General features: G+C 46.3%; 17 protein-coding genes. 1 reads left to right on the top strand and 16 read right to left on the bottom strand.

Annotated features, from left to right (window positions below; genetic code table 11):
* Positions 1 to 292 precede the first annotated feature (292 nt).
* The 10 genes from JOE49_RS25005 to JOE49_RS25050 all read right to left on the bottom strand — a co-directional run bounded on the left by JOE49_RS25005 (position 293) and on the right by JOE49_RS25050 (position 12,681).
* Complete coding sequence (locus JOE49_RS25005; protein ID WP_023989917.1) at positions 293 to 2,110, bottom strand: ABC transporter ATP-binding protein; 1,818 nt, start codon at positions 2,108 to 2,110, stop codon at positions 293 to 295.
* Between the two features lie 97 nt (positions 2,111 to 2,207).
* Positions 2,208 to 3,506 (bottom strand): NCS2 family permease, encoded by a 1,299-nt coding sequence (locus JOE49_RS25010; protein WP_209943387.1) that lies wholly within the window; start codon positions 3,504 to 3,506, stop codon positions 2,208 to 2,210.
* A 174-nt stretch (positions 3,507 to 3,680) separates the two neighbouring features.
* Positions 3,681 to 4,430, bottom strand: a complete 750-nt coding sequence (locus JOE49_RS25015; RefSeq protein ID WP_013311554.1) for a tRNA threonylcarbamoyladenosine dehydratase — start codon at positions 4,428 to 4,430, stop codon at positions 3,681 to 3,683.
* A 142-nt stretch (positions 4,431 to 4,572) separates the two neighbouring features.
* Positions 4,573 to 6,351 carry an aspartate--tRNA ligase gene (gene aspS, locus JOE49_RS25020; protein WP_160789534.1) on the bottom strand — a complete coding sequence of 593 codons (1,779 nt, stop codon included), beginning with the start codon at positions 6,349 to 6,351 and terminating at the stop codon, positions 4,573 to 4,575.
* A gap of 84 nt (positions 6,352 to 6,435) precedes the next feature.
* Positions 6,436 to 7,680: a histidine--tRNA ligase gene (gene hisS, locus JOE49_RS25025; protein ID WP_023989920.1), complete on the bottom strand. Its 1,245-nt coding sequence runs from the start codon at positions 7,678 to 7,680 to the stop codon at positions 6,436 to 6,438.
* Positions 7,681 to 8,368: 688 nt separating this feature from the next.
* The gene (locus JOE49_RS25030; RefSeq protein ID WP_209943389.1) at positions 8,369 to 8,839 is read right to left on the bottom strand and encodes a hypothetical protein; all 471 of its coding nucleotides are present in this window, start codon (positions 8,837 to 8,839) and stop codon (positions 8,369 to 8,371) included.
* Between the two features lie 62 nt (positions 8,840 to 8,901).
* On the bottom strand, positions 8,902 to 9,408 hold the full coding sequence (locus JOE49_RS25035; RefSeq protein ID WP_013311559.1) for a type 1 glutamine amidotransferase domain-containing protein: 507 nt from the start codon (positions 9,406 to 9,408) through the stop codon (positions 8,902 to 8,904).
* A gap of 231 nt (positions 9,409 to 9,639) precedes the next feature.
* The gene (locus JOE49_RS25040; protein WP_023989922.1) at positions 9,640 to 9,801 is read right to left on the bottom strand and encodes a hypothetical protein; all 162 of its coding nucleotides are present in this window, start codon (positions 9,799 to 9,801) and stop codon (positions 9,640 to 9,642) included.
* Positions 9,802 to 9,919: 118 nt separating this feature from the next.
* Complete coding sequence (gene dtd, locus JOE49_RS25045; protein WP_023989923.1) at positions 9,920 to 10,366, bottom strand: D-aminoacyl-tRNA deacylase; 447 nt, start codon at positions 10,364 to 10,366, stop codon at positions 9,920 to 9,922.
* Positions 10,367 to 10,503: 137 nt separating this feature from the next.
* Positions 10,504 to 12,681 carry a RelA/SpoT family protein gene (locus tag JOE49_RS25050; protein ID WP_025720225.1) on the bottom strand — a complete coding sequence of 726 codons (2,178 nt, stop codon included), beginning with the start codon at positions 12,679 to 12,681 and terminating at the stop codon, positions 10,504 to 10,506.
* A gap of 269 nt (positions 12,682 to 12,950) precedes the next feature.
* Between JOE49_RS25050 and uraA the strand changes: the two genes are divergently transcribed.
* Positions 12,951 to 14,261, top strand: coding sequence for a uracil permease (gene uraA, locus JOE49_RS25055; protein WP_209943391.1), 1,311 nt, complete (start codon positions 12,951 to 12,953; stop codon positions 14,259 to 14,261).
* Positions 14,262 to 14,743: 482 nt separating this feature from the next.
* Here uraA and JOE49_RS25060 read toward each other — a convergent pair whose 3' ends face one another.
* From JOE49_RS25060 to JOE49_RS25085, 6 genes are all read right to left on the bottom strand, one after another.
* The gene (locus tag JOE49_RS25060; RefSeq protein ID WP_028542428.1) at positions 14,744 to 15,256 is read right to left on the bottom strand and encodes an adenine phosphoribosyltransferase; all 513 of its coding nucleotides are present in this window, start codon (positions 15,254 to 15,256) and stop codon (positions 14,744 to 14,746) included.
* A 69-nt stretch (positions 15,257 to 15,325) separates the two neighbouring features.
* Positions 15,326 to 17,722, bottom strand: coding sequence for a single-stranded-DNA-specific exonuclease RecJ (recJ, locus tag JOE49_RS25065; protein ID WP_053325960.1), 2,397 nt, complete (start codon positions 17,720 to 17,722; stop codon positions 15,326 to 15,328).
* 32 nt (positions 17,723 to 17,754) lie between these two features.
* Complete coding sequence (locus JOE49_RS25070) at positions 17,755 to 18,711, bottom strand: cation diffusion facilitator family transporter (RefSeq protein ID WP_209943393.1); 957 nt, start codon at positions 18,709 to 18,711, stop codon at positions 17,755 to 17,757.
* Between the two features lie 199 nt (positions 18,712 to 18,910).
* Entirely contained in the window at positions 18,911 to 19,828 is a 918-nt protein-coding gene (gene secF / locus JOE49_RS25075; protein WP_160790476.1) for a protein translocase subunit SecF, read from the bottom strand.
* Positions 19,818 to 21,074 carry a protein translocase subunit SecD gene (secD, locus tag JOE49_RS25080; RefSeq protein WP_023989930.1) on the bottom strand — a complete coding sequence of 419 codons (1,257 nt, stop codon included), beginning with the start codon at positions 21,072 to 21,074 and terminating at the stop codon, positions 19,818 to 19,820. The genes secF and secD overlap by 11 nt, the downstream gene beginning before the upstream one ends.
* Positions 21,075 to 21,164: 90 nt before the next feature.
* The gene (locus JOE49_RS25085) at positions 21,165 to 21,422 is read right to left on the bottom strand and encodes a post-transcriptional regulator (protein ID WP_013311570.1); all 258 of its coding nucleotides are present in this window, start codon (positions 21,420 to 21,422) and stop codon (positions 21,165 to 21,167) included.
* Positions 21,423 to 21,553 lie beyond the last annotated feature (131 nt).

Raw genomic sequence — 21,553 nt, forward strand, 5'->3', positions numbered from 1 at the left:
CCTGATTCCTTGTTGAATATCTTTATAAAACCTTTTCGTCAAGATTTTGGAAAAACCAATTTTGCCCCACTTGCTGCTGTAAGTGAACATCTCCCCTCATGGTTCAGTGGAATTGACCTTCCCTGCCCTTCCATAAAAGTATGGAGCTTTTCGGCACCAGCGAAGCGAGTGATTTGAATCCGAAGAAGCGGAGCGTTCGCCTTTGCCTCTGAATTCCCCCCTGTTCTCATTACAATGAGAGGAATTCAGAGGCAACAGCGATCGGAGGATCAATTCACACGCGAAGCGGCCTCTAATACTCCATACTTCTTTCCCCCATCTCCACAAACTGCTTTTGAGCCAGCTCACGGTACACCTGATGGGACTCTAATAACTCAGTATGAGTTCCTGCACCGGTCACCTTGCCCTTGTCCAACACGATAATCTGATCGGAGTGAACCACTGTAGACAAACGATGAGCAATGACAATCGTCGTGCGTCCCTCCATCAAGTTCGCTAGGGCCTTCTGTACCTCATGCTCAGATGAGCTGTCCAGACTAGATGTAGCCTCATCCAGCATGAGAATGTCAGGGCTACGAAGAAGCGCACGCGCAATAGCGATCCGTTGACGCTGCCCTCCAGACAGCTTCATTCCCCGTTCTCCCACCTCAGTGTTGTAGCCTTGAGGTAGATCCATAATAAATGTATCCGCATACGCCATCGTGGCTGCTCGTCTCACTTCTTCCAAGTCAGCTTCGCGCCCCAAGCCATATGTAATGTTATCTCTGACCGTTCCGGTCATCATTGAGCTTTCCTGCGATACATAACCAATTTTGGAGCGCCAGGAGGAAAGTGTATATGACGATATCGGTTCGTCTCCATAACGAATTTCCCCTGTATCCGGCACATAAAAGCGTTCCAACAATGAAAACAAGGTGGACTTCCCACTTCCACTCGGTCCCACGAATGCTGTCGTCCGGTTAGCCGGGATGACCAAGTTCGCATTATGAAGGACCTCTTCACCTTCAGTATAGGAAAAGGCAACATCACGAAGTATAATATCTCTGCTCTCTTTTGCCGCTTCCTGCTTCAACTCGAGCGGTTCCTCTTCATGATCTAAAATCGTCTGAATCCGTTCAGTAGCCCCAACCACCTTTTGTAGACGTGAATACAGGGTCGTGAATTGTGCCATCGGTGTGATCACCTGAAACAGCAGCAAAATAAAAGCCACCAAATCCCCAGCGGTCAGCACACCCGATGCGACACGAACACCACCAACACCCAATATAATGACCAGCACTGCAGTCAACAAGAAGGTAGAAATGGGACCTACAAGAGCTAGGATGCGTGACTCTTGCAAACCGAAGCGGAACATCCGGTAAATACGATCCTCACCGGCCTGAGCCTCTCTGCTTTCGGTTCCGTAGGCCTTCACCAGTCTGATTTCGCCGATAACCTGACTCAACACTGAGGTCAGATCTGCCATCTCATCCTGCTGTTTTTTGGAGATACGGTACATTTTTCTGCCTACCGGAAATAAAATCAGGGCTGTTAGCGGAACAATTGCCATAATAATGAGCGTCATCACCCAATCCAGATAAAATAACAATGCAATACCACCAATAATTGCAATCACATTAGAAATCAGATTGACTAGATACTCCGTAATTAAGTTCATAATCAGGCTTGTATCATTGGTGACGCGACTCATCGTATCTCCTGACCGATTTCGATCAAAGTAAGGGATAGGTAGAGATAAGATTTTATGCCATAAGCGTTTGCGCAAATTAGCCACAATCTTATGCCCAGCATAGTTCAACATATAGATAGAAACCGCCGAAGCCACCGCTTGAAGCACAAAAGCGCCAAGCAGACCAACAATGACCATACGGTTTAATGAAGAAAAGGTCAAGCCATCAATCAACCCTTTGGTCATCATGGGTACGATTAAACCAGCAGTGGTCTGAATCAGCGTCAGAATCAGGGCGATGATCAGAATGGCCTTGGGCGGATGCGCACTCGCAATCAATTTGATAAACCGCCCCATGCCAGCCTTATCGGGTCTTTTACCCGGCTTCTCCTTCATCCGGTCCTCCTGCTCATCTCGGTGTATATGATGTTCTTTTTCCATATACCATCAACCTCGCTTCCTGTCTGACCATTCTTGTTCAAACAACAACACCCGCGCTCTGCGCGGGTATGAACAGTACAATCTATCTTCGAGTTTACTACACCAGAGAATGAAGCACAAAGTTAGCCACAAACAGTACAGAAATGATATATAATGCGACAGGCACTTCCTTGCCCCGTCCTGCTGCCAGCTTGGCTACGGGGTATGCAATAAAACCAAATGCCATCCCGTCTACAATACTGTAAGTAAAGGGCATCATTACCATGATCAGAAATGCAGGAAACGCTTCAGTAAAATCACTGAAATCCATCTCTCGCACATTTTGCACCATTAGACCCCCAATGATGATCAACACGGGCGCAATGGCACTGTCAGGAATATAAGCCAACAGTGGAATAAAGAAAAACGTCGCCCCGAATAAAATAGCAGTTACCAGCGGTGTCATTCCCGAGCGTCCCCCCGCTGCAATACCAGCCGTCGATTCCGCAGCGGCTACCGCCGGACTGCTGCCCAAAATACCGGCAAAGATATTGGTTACAGCCAACACACGCAAGCTGTTTTTAAATAAATCCGGTCTTCCGATCATGTTGGTTTGTGCAGTAATCATACCAATATTCTCGAATAGTACAATGAGTAGGAGCAAAAAGACAGCGATCCAAAAAGCTACCGAGACAATGCCTGAAAAGGAAAGCTCTCCAAACAATTGCCCATACTGTCGCACCGTTTCAGAGGTTCGTACCGTGCTTGTAGGCTCTACAGCTCCCAGTGTATAAGCAAGCCCAGTTCCCGCCAAAATGCTAATTAGTAAACCTCCCTGAACGTTACGCACAAACAATACAATAGCGAGCAGCAACGTTACACAAGCCGTAATTACCTTGGGATCATTAAAATGGCCAATAGCCACAAAAGTCGTCTGATGAGCAATCACGATGCCGCTTTTTTGCAATCCGATAAAGGTTAAAAACAAACCAATGCCTACCGTAATTCCGTGCTGCAAATTATGGGGAATCGCTTGGCTAATCAGCTTGTACAATGATGTAAAGGCCACAATGGCGAATAAGATCCCTGTGATGGCAACCACCATCAACGCTTCCTGCCAACTCAGCTTCATAGAATGTACGAGCGTATAAGTGAAAAAGGCATTAATCCCCATCCCTGGTACAACGACCATTGGAGATTTCCCACCAAAAGCCATAAGCAGGCAGCCAATCATTGATGTCAGCAGTGTCCCGAGCATCGCCCCTTGGAGAGGAATCCCGGCATCTGCCAAAATAGTTGCATTAACCATAACAATGTATACAACGGAAAAATAAGAAATGGCCCCAGCGGCTAATTCCTTTTTCCAATGATGCTCGGGCTTGAAACCGAGACTTCTGGACCACAGTCCATCCTTCATACCAAAACCCTCCAGCAAGTTGTTCAATCTGTTTGCAGTAAGCTGCGCTTTTTCAAAACAAAAAAGAGCTGTAGCAACTGTGACACAAAGGATGTGATGCACAGAACTACAGGTCTTAAAGTGAATACATACTGATGTAAATCTACGAATGCACTGCCATGCTATTTTTGCAACTTACACACCAGCATGTTCTAACAAATCTTTCACGGCTACACTGACCATGATCAGTCCTGCTACCGGAGGTACAAATGCATTGCTTGCAGGCGGCTGCTTCGCCTTCCGGATTTCAGGTGCGTTTGCAGGTACAATTTTTTTTGTAATTTCTTCACGTGGCTTCATTGGTTCTTCATCGGAGAATACAACCTTGACGCCTTTGGTAATACCTTCCTTGCGCAACTTGGTGCGGATAACACGGGCAATCGGGTCCATTCTCGTCTGGGAAATATCTGCAACTTGAAAACGACTCGGATCCATTTTGTTCGCAGCCCCCATACTGGAGATCATCGGAATCCCCCGTTTCAGGCATTCCTTAATCAAATGAATTTTGTAAATAATCGTATCCGAAGCATCCAGCACATAATCCAATTCGTACTTGAACAGCTCCTCATATGTTTCTTCCGTATAAAACATGTTCAGTGCAATCGCTTCACATTCAGGATTAATCAGCTTCACACGCTCTACCATCAGATCAGCCTTTTTTTGGCCTACCGTCGTTGTCAACGCATGTATCTGGCGATTAATATTGGTGATATCTACAACATCTTTATCAATCAAAATGATACGTCCAACACCCGTGCGCGCCAGCGCTTCCACTGCAATCGAACCGACACCGCCGATACCCAGCACGGCCACCGTGCTATTTTTCATAACCTCTAGACCTTCAGTTCCGATGGCCAATTCCGTTCGTGAAAATTGATGCAACAATATGGTATATCCTCCCTCACTGATTTAAACTCTATGCCTGAACTCCAGCATACAAACCACGAACCCATTATCCATATGAGGGTAACGGGTTCATGGCATTCTATAAGCTATCTCATGCCAATGGATGGCACTTGCAAACGTCTTAAGCTTTAGGCGCAACAGGCTTCGGAGCAAGACGAATATGAAGCTGATCCAATTGAGCTTGATCCACTTCGGCTGGTGCATCCATAAGCAGGTCTGTCGCGCTGGCTGTTTTCGGGAATGCAATAGTTTCACGCAGATTTGTACGACCTGCAAGCAGCATGACAAGACGGTCAAAACCGAAGGCAATACCACCATGTGGAGGCGTACCATATTCAAATGCATCCAGCAGGTAACCGAATTTATCCTTCACTTCTTCAGGCGGCAGATTGAGCGCTTTGAACATTTTTTCCTGAACTTCACGTTTGAAAATCCGCATCGAGCCACCACCCACTTCGTAGCCGTTCAGCACGATATCATAGGCTTGAGCACGAACTTGACCTGGATCGGTATCCAAGAGGCCAAGGTCTTCGTCCTTCGGACGGGTGAACGGATGGTGTTCCGCCACATAACGTTTTTGTTCTTCGTCATAGCCGAGAAGCGGGAAGTCTACAACCCAGGCAAATTTGAATTTGTTATCGTCGATCAGTCCCAAATGACGGCCAATTTTCAGACGAAGTGCGCCCAATACATCAGCAACTACCTTTTTATTATCCGCAGAGAAGAGTAACAGATCGCCTTCTTCGGCTCCTGTGCGCTCCTTCAATGCTTCGATTTCTTCCGGTGTGAAGAATTTAACGATAGGCCCCTTGAATTCGCCTTCCTTCACTTGAATCCAAGCCAAGCCCTTTGCTCCATAACGCGCTGCAAAAGGACCCAGGTCATCAATATCCTTACGGCTCCACGTGCCACATCCTTTGGCATTAAGGACTTTAACTTCGCCACCCTTTTCAATTACGGAAGCAAATACTTTCACACCACTGGTTGCCACGATATCATTAACATTTATCAGCTCAAGACCAAAACGCAGGTCAGGCTTGTCAGAACCATACTTGTCCATTGCCTCTGCATGTGTAATCCGTTGGAACGGTGTTTCCAGTTCTACCCCAACGGTTTCTTTGAACAATTTCACCATAAGACGCTCCATCATTGGCAGCAAGTCATCCTGTTGCATAAAGGAGGTCTCGATGTCGACCTGCGTAAATTCAGGCTGACGGTCAGCACGCAAATCTTCATCACGGAAACAACGTGCAATTTGGTAGTAGCGCTCCAGGCCACCCACCATCAGCAATTGCTTGTACAGTTGTGGCGATTGCGGCAAGGCGAAAAACTCACCTTCATGCACCCGGCTAGGTACCAGATAATCACGTGCGCCCTCTGGGGAGCTTTTCGTCAAAATTGGTGTTTCCACCTCGACGAACTCTTCTCCGTCCAGGAAGTCACGGAATATTTTTGCTGCTTTGGAGCGCAGTTTCAACGTCTGGTACATTTCCGGACGACGCAGGTCCAAATAACGGTATTTCAAACGCAGAGACTCGTCCACTTCTACACCATTTTCAATGAAGAACGGAGGTGTTTTGGACGCATTCAATACTTCGATTTCAGTGACACGCACTTCAATTTCACCTGTAGGCAGATTCGGGTTAATGGTTTCTGCATCACGCTTAACAATGGTACCGGTAACCTCAAGCACATATTCACTACGAACACGATCCGCAATTTGCAGTGCGTCACCGGAATATGCCGGATTAAACACAATTTGTACAATTCCGCTACGGTCGCGCAGGTCAATAAAAAGTACGCCCCCCAAATCACGACGGGTTTGTACCCAACCGTTCAATGTAACTGTTTCTCCGATATGCGCATGAGTCAATGCGCCGCATTCATGACTCCTTTTCATAATACACACTCCTGTTTATGTTTAGTAGTTAATGCTATATGACAACCAGAGGAAGCTCCACTGATTGATGTTACATCATTTTGTTTATCCTAATTCTTCCACCAGCTGATCCAGCTTAACGGTACGCTGCTCGCCAGTTTCCATGTTTTTCAGTGCAATTTCACCTTGAACCAGCTCATCCTCACCCAGAATCGCAGTATACCTTGCTTTAAAGCGATCGGCTGATTTCATCTGTGCCTTCATTTTACGCCCCAGATAATCTCGTTCTGCGGAAAATCCGGCTTGACGCAACTTGAATAGTTGTTTGGTCACTTCTGTTTCTGCTGCTTCTCCCAACGCTACCATATAGATATCTAACGGCTTGGCTTCGTTCAGTTTGACACCTTGATGTTCCAGGATCAGCTGAATTCGCTCCAGTCCAATGCCAAAACCAATGCCCGGCTGATCCGGTCCGCCCAAATCTCCAACCAATCCGTTGTAGCGGCCGCCTCCACCGATCGTATCTATGGCACCAATACCTTCAGCTTTGAATTCGAACGCTGTCAACGTATAGTAATCCAGCCCCCGTACCAAACGCGGGTTAACTGTATATTCCACGCCCATGGCATCCAAATTTTGCTTCACTTTCTCAAAGTGTGTGCGAGATTCCTCGTCCAAGCTATCCAAAATCGAAGGTGCACCTCCAAATTTGTCCTGGTCATCTTTGCTATCCAGCACTCGCAGCGGATTACGCTCAATGCGTGCTTGGCTCTCCTTGGTCAACGTATCCTTAATTGGCATCAAGAAGTCCACCAGATGCTGACGATAAGCTGCCCGGCTGGCTGCATTACCGACGGAGTTAATCTCCACCTGTACTCCTTTCAAGCCCAGCTCACGGCAGAATTGATACCCGAAAGCAATAACTTCTGCATCCAACGCCGGATCGACCGCACCAAATGCTTCAATTCCAAATTGGTGAAACTGGCGCTGACGCCCAGCCTGTGGACGCTCATACCGGAACATCGGGCCGATATAATACAGCTTAGTTACATCCGGCTCCCCGTATAGTTTGTTCTCCACATAGGAGCGGACAACCCCTGCTGTTCCTTCCGGACGCAAAGTCATGCTGCGCTTCCCTTTATCCTCAAAAGTATACATTTCTTTTTCCACCACATCCGTCGTTTCACCCACACCTCGAACGAACAAATTCGTTTGTTCGAACATTGGCGTACGAATCTCTCGGTAATTAAAGCGGCGGCTAATCTCACGGGCTTTTTCCTCGACAACTTGCCACTTTTCTACACTGCCCGGCAGCAAATCCTGTGTTCCTGTCGGTTTTTGAAAGGCCATTAACGTATCCCCCCATCGTTGTATTTCGTATTGTGCACTTTCTTCTTGCTCCACTTTCAATATAAAACAAAAAATCCCTCGTCCTGTTAACATTAACAGGGACGAGGGATTGTCGTTTACAATCACCCGTGGTACCACCCACATTCCGGAGTTTGCCCAGACAACCAGCATAAGAATCACTCATTGCCCGTCAGCATTATGCTGACTCCGCTCATACGTATAACGCCCGTAACGCGCAGTACGGCTATTATGCAGGACCATCCACTGTAGGCACAGTTGCAATGCACTTTCAGTAGGGTTTCCTCAATTGTTCGCCGCCTGTTCTCGGGGAGGTCATTCATCCGCTCATCAAGGGAATTTTTACAGCCTGGAAATTCCTCTCTGCGCTTGTGGGTTCGGAGTACTTGGTCCCGTCATCAAATCATTTTTCATTATTTTATGATTTTAATGAACCGCTTCGACAAAGTCAAGACATTCTCCCTATAATTAGACAAATAAGGCTTATAAAAAGAAAATAACCTGCGGAAACGGTCCGCAGGTTCAAAAAGATATATCAAAAGGGGGTCATGCTGTTATTATAAACAACGAATATTAAGGAATGATGTTTCGAATATTACAATTGTATTACAGTCACTCTTTTGTGGCTAAATCCCTCAAGTATCGACAATCTTGTGGCGCACTCTCAGCTTTAATCCAACTGCGATACATATCCACGATTGGAACGTAGCTTATAAATGACCTCATCATAATCGGCGTCATTCACCTTTGCTGATAATACATACCGCAATTCATCTTGATCACCGTTAATATACACATCTGTCGCACGGAGCAACCCTCCATCATGATTCGTTGTTCCGTTCCGATCTTCATCCAGGTCCCTTTGGGCTGAGCCAGAGTTAATCTGGCCATCCTTCACATCTGGTAGAATATTCTCGCCATAAACACCCGCCGCAGGGATTGCCGCACCCGCAGAGCCTCCTGTGCTCACAGAGCCTGTATTGTTATAAGGGACCAGCGGAATTAAAACTCTCGTCTCCCGGCCGAGCGCATCATCCAAAGCACCTACTTCCAAATGTTCAGTTCTATAAGCTTGAAGCGAAGCTCTGGCACCCTCAGCTTCATCTTCTGTGTGAAAATAAGCCTGAATCTGTTTTGCCATATCAAATCCTCCTCGTTTGGGAATTGTACTGGCATTAATCTAAGAAAATATTCGCGTTCAAATTACAATACTTTTAATAACTCACGCACAAAGGCTGGCTCATCCTTAGGGGTCCGAGACGTAATAAAGTTACCGTCCACAACCGCCTCTCGATCCTCAAAATGAGCACCCGCATTAATCAAGTCATCTTTCAATGGAGGATAAGCTGTAATCGTCCGGCCCTGTAACAAATCAGCACTCGCCAAAATTTGCGGCCCGTGACAGATAGCGCCTATCGTTTTTTTGGACTCATTAATTTCAGTCACAAATTTCAGAACATTTGCATCCAGTCGTAGATTTTCCGGGGAGGATCCGCCGGGAATAACAACTGCATCATAGTCACTTGATTTCACATCTGCAATGGCTTTTTCAATAGTGTAGCTTGCTTTACCTTGCTTACCACTCACTTTCTCACCTTGCTTCAGCCCAACAATATCTGCCTCATGTCCAGCCTTTTTTAATTCATCATAAGGTACCTTCATTTCGGAATCTTCAAATTGGTCAGCCAATAAAAATGCAATTTTACTCATTAATGTTCAGATCTCCTTTCCGGTTATCCTCAAAACAAGTTTAAAATTAAGTTTGTTTGTCTACCACGCTTTGTTATTACCCGCTTGATCAGTTTTTATAACAATTCGCAGCGGTGGAAAAGAAAAAGGAGCCTTTCGGCTCCTGCACTAATTCAATGCTACATATTTTGTTTTTGGCCTCTTTGTGCTGCTTTCGGGTAGAACCTCATTAACGCTCCATTTAACCCGATGTTACCTGCGCGGCAAAGCACCGCGTCCCGGCTTGTCGATGGCTGTTGCAACATGCTGCAATAACGTATCAGCATTACGAGTAAGGCTGATTGCCTCCTGCATACTACCGGGAAAAAGCAGCACAGTGCTTCGATGCCCGTCCATTTTTGGGGTTTGACGCATAGCTTCGTCTCTCCTGTCACCCTTAGGCTATCCGCCTGGCTAATCACCAATCGGGATGACATTATGGTCCCTCTGAACAGCTATTTTATTCTACTCAGATCACGCCATGAATGCATAGTTACGAACGTTCGGTATCCAAAATCAGTGTCACTGGGCCCCAGTTCGTCAATGAAACATCCATCATAGCCCCAAAAATTCCCGTTTCTACCTCCAGGCCCTTGGCTCGAAGCTGACTGTTGAAGAAATCATACAGCTTCTCCGCTTCCTCTGGTTTAGCCGCCCCCATAAAGTTAGGCCTTCTTCCTTTACGGCAGTCACCATACAACGTAAATTGAGAGACAGACAAAATGGCTCCACCGACATCCAGAACGCTGTCATTCATTTTACCTTCAGCATCCTCAAATATACGTAATCCCGCTGTTTTATCCGCCAAATAAACGGCATCAGCTGCTGTATCTCCCTGACCAATACCAACCAGCAGCATTAATCCGGTTCCAATCTTGCCGACCACCTTTTGATTCACCGTTACCTGAGCGTCTTTACAGCGCTGAATAATGATCTTCATCGCCTATCCGATATCTCCTTTAACCTTCCCTTTTAAAAGGTGCTCACAGCCGTATTACGGCTCTTTTAGCAGCCTATGGGTCTTTCTACCCAAGATGTGTTACAAAGGCTATAAACCTATCTGTACGCTTAATAAGGTTATTGCATAATCCGATGCACAGTGTATACATCCTTCACCCGTTTAATCCGTTCGACAACAGAATGCAAATGATCCGTGTTGCGAATGAGAATCGTGATGTGAATCATCGCCATTTTATTTTTATCTGTACGACCTGTAACGGCCGAGAAGCTGGTTTTGTTCTCAGAAATGGCCTGAAGTACTTCATTCAGCAAACCGTTGCGATCATGCCCCGTAATCTCAATATCGACGCTGTAATTGACTTCCGCTGCTTCTTCCCACTCCACTTCAATCACGCGCGCCTGATCTTCGCCCGTACCCGAAGGAATATTCGGGCAATCCGTCCGGTGAACGGATACGCCGCGTCCACGTGTTACATAGCCGATGATGTCATCTCCCGGTACGGGATTACAACATCGTGCAAAACGAACGAGTAAATTATCGACGCCTCTGACGCTGACACCGTTGGTCGGTGTTTTTTTCCGTTCGCCCTGCGGCTTGTACTCCTTGACCTCGGTCGTCAATTCGATCAACCGTGCCTCTTCTTGTTCCTTACGCAGCTTCTCTGTCAAACGTGTACAGACCTGCGCTGCGGTTATACCACCAAAGCCAATCGCAGACAGCATATCTTCGGAATCGTTAAAAGAGAACTTCTGTGCCACTTCCTGAAGCTTGTCGTCGCTCATCCACACCGATGGCTCGATATCACGTTTTCTTAGCTCACGTTCCAGATTTTCGCGGCCTTTTTCAACATTCTCCTCACGCTTTTCTTTCTTGAACCATTGTTTGATTTTACTGCGCGCGTGAGAGGACTGAGCAATTTTGAGCCAGTCCTGACTAGGTCCATAAGAATGCTTGGACGTCATAATTTCGACAATATCACCGGTTTTAAGCCGATAATCCAAAGGTACGATTCTTCCATTTACCTTAGAGCCAATCGTTCGATTGCCAACTTCGGTATGGATACGGAAAGCAAAGTCCAGCGGAACGGATCCGGCCGGCAACTCAATGACCTCTCCCTTAGGAGTAAACACAAACACAAGGTCTGAGAAAAAGTCCATTTTGAGCGATTCCACAAATTCCGACGCATCCTTCGCTTCATTTTGCAGCTCCAGAATTTCTCGAAAAAAGGTGATTTTATCCTCAAAGTTAGTGTTGTTTGCTCCGTTGCCTTCTTTATAGGCCCAATGGGCCGCAATCCCGAATTCAGCGGTACGGTGCATATCCACTGTGCGAATTTGTACCTCGGTAGGCTCCCCGTTGGGACCTACTACTGTCGTATGAAGGGACTGATACATATTGGCCTTAGGCATAGCGATATAATCTTTAAACCGCCCCGGCATTGGCTTCCACAACGTATGGATAATCCCCAGTGTGGCGTAACAGTCTTTAATGTTATCCACAATAATTCGAATCGCCAGCAAATCATATATTTCATTGAATTGTTTGTTCTTCGTCGTCATTTTTTTAAACACACTGTAAATATGTTTAGGGCGTCCGGACAGATCAGCCTGAATGCCCATCTCTTCCAGCTTCTCTCTGATACGCTGTATGACATTATCAATAAACTGCTCCCGCTCTGCCCGCTTTTTATGCATCAAATTAGCGATGCGATAATACTGCTGAGGATTCAGATAGCGTAAAGCAATATCTTCCATTTCCCATTTAATGGCTGAAATACCCAGTCGGTTTGCAACCGGACAGAAAATCTCTAACGTTTCATAAGCAATCCGACGCTGGCTTTCCTCTGACTGATATTTCAAAGTACGCATGTTGTGCAGACGATCTGCTAGCTTAATGACGATGACACGAATGTCCTGCGCCATAGCAATAAACATTTTTCGATAATTTTCGTTCTGTTGTTCTTCCTTGGAACGGAACTGGATACGCTCCAGCTTCGTCAGACCATCGACAAGCATCGCACATGTATCGCCAAAATGCTCGCGAATCTGCGCCAAAGACACCGTCGTATCCTCCACAACGTCATGTAAAAGAGCGGCGATAATGGAGATGGTATCCATCTGCATATTAACGACGATATCAGCAACCGCAAGCGGATGCAGAATATAAGGTTCACCGGACTTACGAGTCTGGCCGGAATGGGCCTGCTCTGCAAAATCATAGGCGTCCCTGATGCGGATAAGATCTGCTTCTCTGGTATAGGCCCCGGCCTTTTTAAGTAATTGCTCTATCCCCATTCTGCTCTATTCCGTGTCCTTTCTATGCAAAATGGAACCCGCCGATCAATGTCGCGCAAAGGTTCCCTTTTAAAAGTGATTTCCTACAATTATGACGGTTAGCACGTCGCACGTCAACTATTACAGGTTTGGCATTGTCGCATTATTCTGTCACACATGGATAAGTAAAATGAGGATTGTTGACGAAATGAAACGAATTATATTGAAAAAATTACGAAAAGTAATTAATGTATATAAGAATAATTGAAAGAACTAAGGAGTGAACTGCGTTGCAACGCGAAATTCAAGTTAATGAAAAGCTATCGGCAGGACCCGGGTTCCTGCTCAGCGTACAGCATTTGTTTGCCATGTTTGGCAGCACTGTGCTGGTGCCGAATATTTTCGGCGTCGATCCCGGCATGATTTTGCTAATGAACGGTATTGGCACATTGTTGTACATATGGATCTGCCGCGGCAAAATTCCCGCCTATCTCGGCTCCAGCTTCGCTTTTATCGCTCCCGTCAGTCTTGTGCTTAAAAACAATCCCGGCGGCAACGGCTATGCTATGGCTCTCGGTGCTTTCATCGTTACAGGTATTATTTTCTGCCTCGTCGCACTGGTAATCAAATATGCCGGAACCCGTTGGCTGGACGTCGTTTTTCCTCCAGCTGTTATGGGCTCCATCGTAGCCTTAATCGGTCTAGAACTGGTTCCGGTTGCAGCAGGCATGGCAGGCATTATCAATGCCGATCCTACTAAAGCCTGGACTCCAGATCCCAAAACGATTACTCTTTCGCTCGTTACACTCGGGGTCACTGTTCTGGGTGCAGTGTTGTTTCGCGGGTTTGCCAAAATCATTCATATTCTGATCGGTATCGTAGTGGGCTATGTGCTTGCTTATTTTATGGGCATGGTCAATACACAGGCCATTGCAGACGCTCCTTTTTTCGGACATCCTGCAATTACCACTCCAGTTTTTAATACCTCTGCTATGCTGACGATTCTTCCTGTTGCTCTGGTTGTCATCGTAGAGCATATTGGTCACTTACTTGTGACTAGCAACATTGTCGGGCGCGAGTTGTCCAAAGATCCTGGTCTCCATCGCTCACTGCTGGGTAACGGTATTTCCACCGTCATTTCCGGTTTTGTCGGTTCTACACCTAATACGACTTATGGTGAAAATATTGGTGTCATGGCATTAACTAAAGTGTACTCTGTATGGGTCATTGGCGGAGCGGCTGTCATTGCCATCCTATTGTCCTTCTCAGGCACGTTCTCAGCGATTGTTTCTAATATTCCAGCTCCAGTTATGGGTGGCGTATCCTTACTATTATTCGGTGTCATCGCTGCCTCTGGTCTAAGAATCTTCGTTGAGCAAAAGGTTGATTTCGCCAAGCCAACCAACATGCTGCTTGCGACCATCGTGCTTGTTGTAGGAATCAGCGGTACTACGCTCACTTGGGGCGCTGTAACCTTGAAAGGTATGGCATTGGCTACAATCATCGGCATCATCCTCAGCTTGTTCTTCAAGCTGATTGACGTGCTCGGCTGGTCCAACGATAAATCGCAGGAACCTTTAACCGAGAAGATACCAGATTGATATCTGTTTTTAAACTTTGAAACGCCGCTCCATGTTAGTTATGGGTCAACACGCTCAGAATGTATAGACAAGCGTGTAAAGATCCATATCTCATGGAGCGGCGTTTTTTTATGCACGGCCTTTTTAAAATAGATACTCCTTCATCCATCTTCAGAGCACCCCATCCAAGTCAGTTGCAATAACTGCTTTAACCCTCGATAAGCAACGAGCAGCATTTTTGACTTATTTCCGTATCTAGCTTCTGCTTAGCAAAAAATAAAACAAAAACTGATTGAAATCAGTATGACCACTATTCTCCTTATGACCACCTCTGCTCCTTTTTTTAATGTTCATAGACATTTACGAAATTTTTTCATACCTATTTTCCAACAAAGAAACAAAATAGTCCGATGGAGCAACTCTTTAGATAAAGAGATGTTCCATCGGACTATTTAGGCGATCCGCACATAATTATTTCCCGGGAAACCCGGGTTTCAAAATACTTAATACGTAATCAGGGTGAATACATCTACATCAGTCAGTTTCGCCCGACCGTTTAAGTCAGACAGCTCGATAAGAAAAGCAGCCCCTGCCACATTACCACCAAGCTGGCGTACCAAGTTCACGGATGTAGCAATAGTTCCACCTGTAGCAAGCAGGTCATCAGCAATCAGAACATTTTGGCCTGGCTCTATAGCATCCTTATGCATCGCCAGCGTATCTTTACCATACTCCAAACCGTATGCTTCCTCAATGGTTTCCCCAGGGAGCTTGCCACTTTTACGGATGGGAATAAAACCAACACCAAGCGCATAAGCCAAAGGAGCACCAACAACAAACCCACGTGCTTCTGGCCCTGCAATCAAATCAATTTTCAAATCCGATACCAGTTCCTTCATATCGTTGATAGCCTTGCGATACAGTTCACCATTTTTCATCAGGGTCGTAATGTCCTTAAAACTAATCCCTGGTTGTGGAAAATCGGAAATCACCCGAATATATTCTTTGTAGTCCAACTTAGTTCCTCCTACTGTAAACTTCAAATTAGTATATACATTTTACAACATAAATTGCGAAATAGTATCTCAAGACGCACCCTTCATAAGCGACATAATCCAGCTCGTCATCTGGGTAGTGTCCGCATCCAACAAGTACTTCTCCATCTCAGCCATATTATACAATTCCTGATAGCGTGGAGAAGCTGTTAAATCCCGCTTAGGCGGATTGGATACAAAACAGAATTGACCATCTGTACGCGTCATAAACTCAAGTTCTTCGAAGATGTCCAACACTTTGGATAACATGCGTACTGAACAGGAACACTGTCGGCTAAGAGCAGGCAGCATTGCCTTTTCATCAATAGGCTGTGTCCCCATTCGGGAAAGCACAACGTAAATACGCTTGAACAGCTCTCTGTCGGGGCTTACGAGTCGACCGCCACGCTCACTGACCGAATGAAGGAGAAATACGTTCTCTACATTCTCAAAGGTAGACCATAATGCCTGAAACTGATCCGGTGTATCCGGCGGCTCTAGCACGAACAGCGACTTTACAGAGTGCTGTGCATCTCTTTGACCATCACTGGGAATAACGCTGCCATCTTTATCGTACAACCATAAGGATTCAGCATCCACGGAGCCCGAGGGACGAAGCCTAGATGACGGGTGGATCAACACCGCAACGTCTTTCTTTCTTTCCTCTATGCGTGGATGAAAGATCTTGAGTCCCCGCTCTAATTCGGCAAAAGGGTCCGACACTCCACGATAATCAAAAATTTGCGGCTCCTGCACTCGAATGTCCTGCATCATTAGCTGGAGAGACCTTTTACCGTTCCATTCGTTAATTGACAATTCACCCAGCAGATCTATCTCCGTTTGTTGCTGTAAAAAATCAGCCAAATCGCCACGACGGAAGGCAATCGCGTCCAGCGATAAACCGTTCTGCTCCAGCAAGAGCTTCACATGATTTTTCTCACGTCCCATTTTACGAGCTTCACGCAATTGCAGTCCCTGTAATACGAATCGTGGAGAAGGATTCCCCATACCAAAAGGCTGAAGCAACTCCAGTTCTTCAACCACTTGCAAAGATACCTCGTCCAAACGACAGACCATATCAGCTTCAGCTACAGGAATGAGATCTTCTGGTGTCAGAATGGAACCCGCATAGCGGTTCAGCTGCTCTTCAAACAATTCCAGATTGTCACGGGACAGCGTCATACCCGCAGCCGAAGGATGACCCCCAAAATGCTCCATAAGCTCATGGCTGTCCGTAAGAGCACTGTAAATATCCAATGCAGGAATAGAACGGGCAGAACCTTTGCACATGCCTGTCTCAGCATCTATACCAAGAATAATGGTCGGTCGATAATAACGATCCAATAGCTTGGATGCCACAATTCCGACAACGCCGACATTCCAGCCTTCACCAGCCAACACAATAACTGACGGTAGCTTGCCTCCATTCAGTTTGGATGCCAATTGTTGCTCGGCTTGCTCCACAATACGTTCGACCACCTGTTGACGCTCACGATTGAGCAGGTCCAGCGCATGCGCAAGTTGATCTGCTTCTTCCTCTTTTTCTGTCGTCAGCAGAGAAACTGCTCGTCCCGCATGATCCAAGCGCCCGCTGGCATTAATCCGCGGAGCCAATGCAAATGCGATGTTGACTGAAGTCACTGTAGATATATCCACGCCCGCTACATGGAGCAACGCACGAATACCCGGAAATGCAGAGTTTCTCATGGATTGAATCCCTCTGCGTACCATCGTCCGATTTTCACCATGTAGTGGCATCAGATCGGCTACCGTGCCGATAGCGGCGATTTCAAACCATTCCTCCGGCACCTCACCCAACAGCGCCTGGGCGAGCTTCAGGGCAACACCAACACCTGCAAGACCTTTAAATGGGTATGGGCAACCGGGTAGCTTCGGATTAATCAAAGTATATGCCTCGGGAAGTACAGCAGGCGGCTCATGATGATCCGTCACAATAACATCTATCCCCAAGGAAGTTGCATAAATAATTTGCTCTACTGCACTAATTCCCGTATCTACCGTAATGACCAGCGTAACTCCCTGCTGATGAGCCCAATCAAGGGCATGATTATGCAGACCATATCCCTCATTAGAACGATGGGGAATATAAATATCATAGGAAGCCTTCAGAAAACGCATGAGCTGAATCATCAATGATGTACTGGATACGCCGTCCGCATCATAATCGCCATAGATTAATATATGCTCGCCACGTTCCAGAGCCTGGCGAATTCTCGGCACGGCTTCTTTCATACCAAGAAGCAGAAAAGGGTCGTGTACATCGTCCACACTTCCGTACAAAAAGCGGTTTGCTTCCCCGGCGGTAGTGACGCCCCGGTTCACTAAAAGCCGGGACAACAATGGTGAAATCCCCAGTTCTTCTGTCAACAGCTGAGCCGCTTCCAGGTTAGCCTCTGGGGTCTTCCATCTGTACTGCGAATGAAGCAATCCTATTCACCTTTCTTTCATAGTCGTCTGCCCTATTGAAGCAACGACGACACATCATTATCTGGCAGTTCATGATTGGATTTGTAAGGATATCCGGCTTGATAAGAAATGAACTGCATTTGTACATGGGTCACCTGTGGAAAACGGGCTAACAGTAAATTTTTTGCTCGATCGGCAATTTCCTGCGCTTCCTGTACCGTAATCCGCGGGTTCACACTTATCGTTACATCCACTGTTATGAAATGGCCTGTTTCCTGGGCATGTAAGTGTTCAACCGTTACAATACCATACACCCGTTGAATCGTCTCCATAAAGCGTCGGGAGTCTTCCTCCTGCAAGGGCTGTGCAGGAACCTGGTAAGCGGTATTCATTACCATCAAATATCCTTTACGCAGCACCAGACAGGCTACCAGCAAAGCTGCGGTTGGATCAAGATATAATAATGCAGGCCATTCCATTGCTTCGCCAGTCATTGCACCGATCATGCCGATCAATGCAATCAACGATGCATACAGCGAGTAACGTTCATGGTTAGCGTACCGATCTGCTTCCGCTTTATGACCATGTTTAATCGAGTAGCGATATTGAAACTGAAATAGCCCTTCTCTCAACACCAACGCAATAAATACGGTAATTAATGCATACAGACCGGGAGCCTGCGGTTCCGAACTGCTTAATGAACGAACCGCCGAGATAGCTAGCTGAAGACCGCTCATCAGCACTAAAATAGCCAGCACCACAGATATGACCGTCCGAACCTTTTCACCGTTCCGCAACCGTGCCAGCATTCCGTGCCCTGTAGCACCCTTGGAAAACAGAAGCTCCTGCAAACGGGAAGCACTATCCGCAGCCGTGTGCAGTGCATCCCCCAACAACGCCTTGCTGTTTGCAGCATAACCGACGGTTCCCTTTAGAACAGCCAGCGCGAGATTACCTACAATCCCGCTCAACGCCGCAGTTTCCAATGATCGGCTGCGTTCGCTATTCACAACGTTTCCCCCTCAATCCTGAACTAACCCTTTCCCAATAAAGCTCATTCTAAAATAACCGAATTTCTCAAAACCAAAAACCATTCACATTTAAGTGCCACTACTGTGCCTTACTCAAGGTAAATCTCAAAACCTTAGAAAACCGCGCCCAAGCAGACGCGGCTTTCTCTTTAATTTATACTACTGGTATTTGCGTAACTTAAGACTTTGCAGTTTTGACCGTGCCCCCGCCAGCTGTCGGGGATTTTTGTTTTCCTTTCAATGCCACCCACAGCGGGCTGGCAATGAAAATGGAGGAATAAGCACCAAACAACAAACCAATGACCATTGCAAGTGAGAACATACGGATCGATTCGCCGCCAAATATGAACAAACATACGGAGGCAATAAACACCGTAAACACGGTTGCAAGTGAACGAGTCATTGTCTGCGCAATACTGTGATCAACTACCTGTTCTAAGTCGTCTCTGGACTTCTTCTTCGCAAATCGTAGATTTTCCCGAATACGGTCAAAAATAACGACGGTGTCATTAATGGAGAAACCAACAATCGTCAGAATTGCCGTAATAAAGGTCAAATCCACCTCAAGCCGGAAAATCGAGAAAATACTGATAACGAGGAAGGCATCATGCAACAACGAAACGATGGCTGCAATGGCAAACCGCCATTCAAACCGGATCGAAATATAGACCGCGATGGCTACACATGCTAGCAAGATCGCCCATATTGCATTCCGCTCCAGTTCTTGTGCCATTTCCGTATCTACTGTATTGACCTCAAAGGAAGCCTTTGGATCAAGCTCTTTATTAAAGGAAGTCTTAAAGTCATTCACTTGCTGATCCGTCAAAACCTGTGAGAAGCGAATGCCGAAACGCTCTTTCCCCGGTGTATAATCCACCTCTTTACCGATCTTCTGCTTGTCCAGCAAAGTTTGAATCTGTTCCTGCGTAACGACTTTAGTCAAATTGACATCCACATTGGAACCGGAACGAAAGTCTACCCCGTAATTCAAGCCGAATATCGACAAACTCAGAATACCAAGCAGTGTGATAATAATCGAGAACGTGTAAAACCACTTGCTCATCTTGATATATTTATAGTCCCAATTAAAGCGCACTAATATCACTCTCCTTCACACCAAAATACTTGGGCTTCTTCACAGCATCCGCTTTAACCAGCAGATTGAGCAAGAAGCGGGAGAAGAAGATATTCGTCAAGATACTGGTGACAATATCAACGATAAGCACCAGAGCGAAACCTCTAACGGAGCCTGTTCCGAGACCAAACATAACCGCTGCCGCTATAATTGTCGTAATATTGGCATCCATAACGGTACGGAACGAAGCCTTACTACCTGCGATAACGGAAGAACGAATCGTTTTGCCCGTCTTGATTTCTTCTTTAATCCGTTCATACGTAATAATATTGGCATCGACTGCCATCCCGATCCCGAGCACGAAGGCGGCGATACCTGGGAGCGTGAGCACGAATCCACCCAAGTAGAAGATCGCAAGCACCAGCCAAGTATGAACGATGAGACAAAAACTGGCCACTAATCCTGGTATACGGAACATCGCAATCATAAATACCAGAATAATGATTGAGCCGATCAACCCAGCACGAATCGTCTGATCCAGTGACAATTGACCCAGCGTAGCACCTACACTCTGAGAATATTTTTCCGTCAGTTTGAGCGGAAGGGCACCCAGATTAATCGTATCCGCCAGTTTATTCGCTTCATCACGAGTGTAGCTACCTGTGATTGACGCGCTACCGTCCGTTAATTCCCCACGTACTGTAGGTGCAGACAGCAATTCCTGATCCAGGAAAATAGCTAATTCTTTATTCAGAAGTCGCTTTGTGATTTCTGCAAATTTAGCTTTGTCCTTCACTTTGATACTAATCTCAGGTTGATTCAGCTGGTCATAGCCTACAACAGCGCCATTCTCCACAAAATCATTACCGCGGAGCTCAATTTTGCTGTATTGGCCTGGCTTTTTAGCATCTGCTGCCGTTGCACTGCGGAATGTTAATTCTGCAGGCTTTTTCAGCATGGAGCGGACTTCTGCCTCATTAGTGACACCAGCAAGCCGCACGCGAATTCGGTTGCTTCCCTCTGTTGTTACTTCCGGCTCAGTCGTACCGAGCGCATTAATCCGTCTCTCCAGACTTTGAGCTGTTTGTATAAGAGACTGTCTGGTTACACTCTGCCCGGCTTCCAAAGGCTGGGCTTCATATAAAATCTCAAAGCCTCCCTTTAAATCGAGGCCTAATTTTAAACTGTTCAGTAGGCCCGGGCTTGTCCCGATCATAACACCAGTAGTTATGAGCACGACCACGATGAAACTTAGAATTCTCTTCATTCCGTCCCATGTTCCCCTTTCATTCTCAATATTCCTATTATAGCTACCCCTCAAAAAGCAGTCAATTTGAACGCAAAAAAAGACCCCCTTCTATTCGAAAGTGGAGCCCCGTAATGCGGACATAGTCAAATAGTTCATAAAGCTCGTCGCTTTAAGGGAAAGTATATCGTTAACGAGCTTGTGCAGCGGAGGGATACCCTCCTTTTCATATTTATGGCTGACGCAATTCCACACGTCCTTACTTGTGACATGCTCATAGCCTACGAGAATCAACTCGTCCGCCTTACTTTGACAGAGCATCTCAATTGCGTCATCCCAATCCTGCTCATCCAGCTCTTCCATACCCACGATGGCCGTTCCTCCTCCCAGCGACTACCGGTTCCGCAGATCAGCAATTAGCGGGGTTATTGACTGCTTTGTAGAACATTTCTGTCCTGATCCTGGAAAACCCTTCTTTTCGTTGAAAATAGCCTTAAATC

This window comes from Paenibacillus sp. PvR133 (assembly GCF_017833155.1).
Lineage (GTDB): Bacteria > Bacillota > Bacilli > Paenibacillales > Paenibacillaceae > Paenibacillus > Paenibacillus polymyxa_B.

Excerpts from the sequence above, each read along its gene's own strand:
- hisS (WP_023989920.1), bottom strand. The coding sequence starts at position 7,680 with ATGGCCTTTCAAAAACCGACAGGAACACAGGATTTGCTGCCGGGCAGT.
- JOE49_RS25005 (WP_023989917.1), bottom strand. The coding sequence starts at position 2,110 with ATGGAAAAAGAACATCATATACACCGAGATGAGCAGGAGGACCGGATG.
- JOE49_RS25010 (WP_209943387.1), bottom strand. The coding sequence starts at position 3,506 with ATGAAGGATGGACTGTGGTCCAGAAGTCTCGGTTTCAAGCCCGAGCAT.
- secD (WP_023989930.1), bottom strand. The coding sequence starts at position 21,074 with ATGAAGAGAATTCTAAGTTTCATCGTGGTCGTGCTCATAACTACTGGT.
- JOE49_RS25040 (WP_023989922.1), bottom strand. The coding sequence starts at position 9,801 with ATGCGTCAAACCCCAAAAATGGACGGGCATCGAAGCACTGTGCTGCTT.
- JOE49_RS25050 (WP_025720225.1), bottom strand. The coding sequence starts at position 12,681 with ATGGGGATAGAGCAATTACTTAAAAAGGCCGGGGCCTATACCAGAGAA.
- JOE49_RS25035 (WP_013311559.1), bottom strand. The coding sequence starts at position 9,408 with ATGAGTAAAATTGCATTTTTATTGGCTGACCAATTTGAAGATTCCGAA.
- JOE49_RS25030 (WP_209943389.1), bottom strand. The coding sequence starts at position 8,839 with ATGGCAAAACAGATTCAGGCTTATTTTCACACAGAAGATGAAGCTGAG.
- aspS (WP_160789534.1), bottom strand. The coding sequence starts at position 6,351 with ATGAAAAGGAGTCATGAATGCGGCGCATTGACTCATGCGCATATCGGA.
- dtd (WP_023989923.1), bottom strand. The coding sequence starts at position 10,366 with ATGAAGATCATTATTCAGCGCTGTAAAGACGCTCAGGTAACGGTGAAT.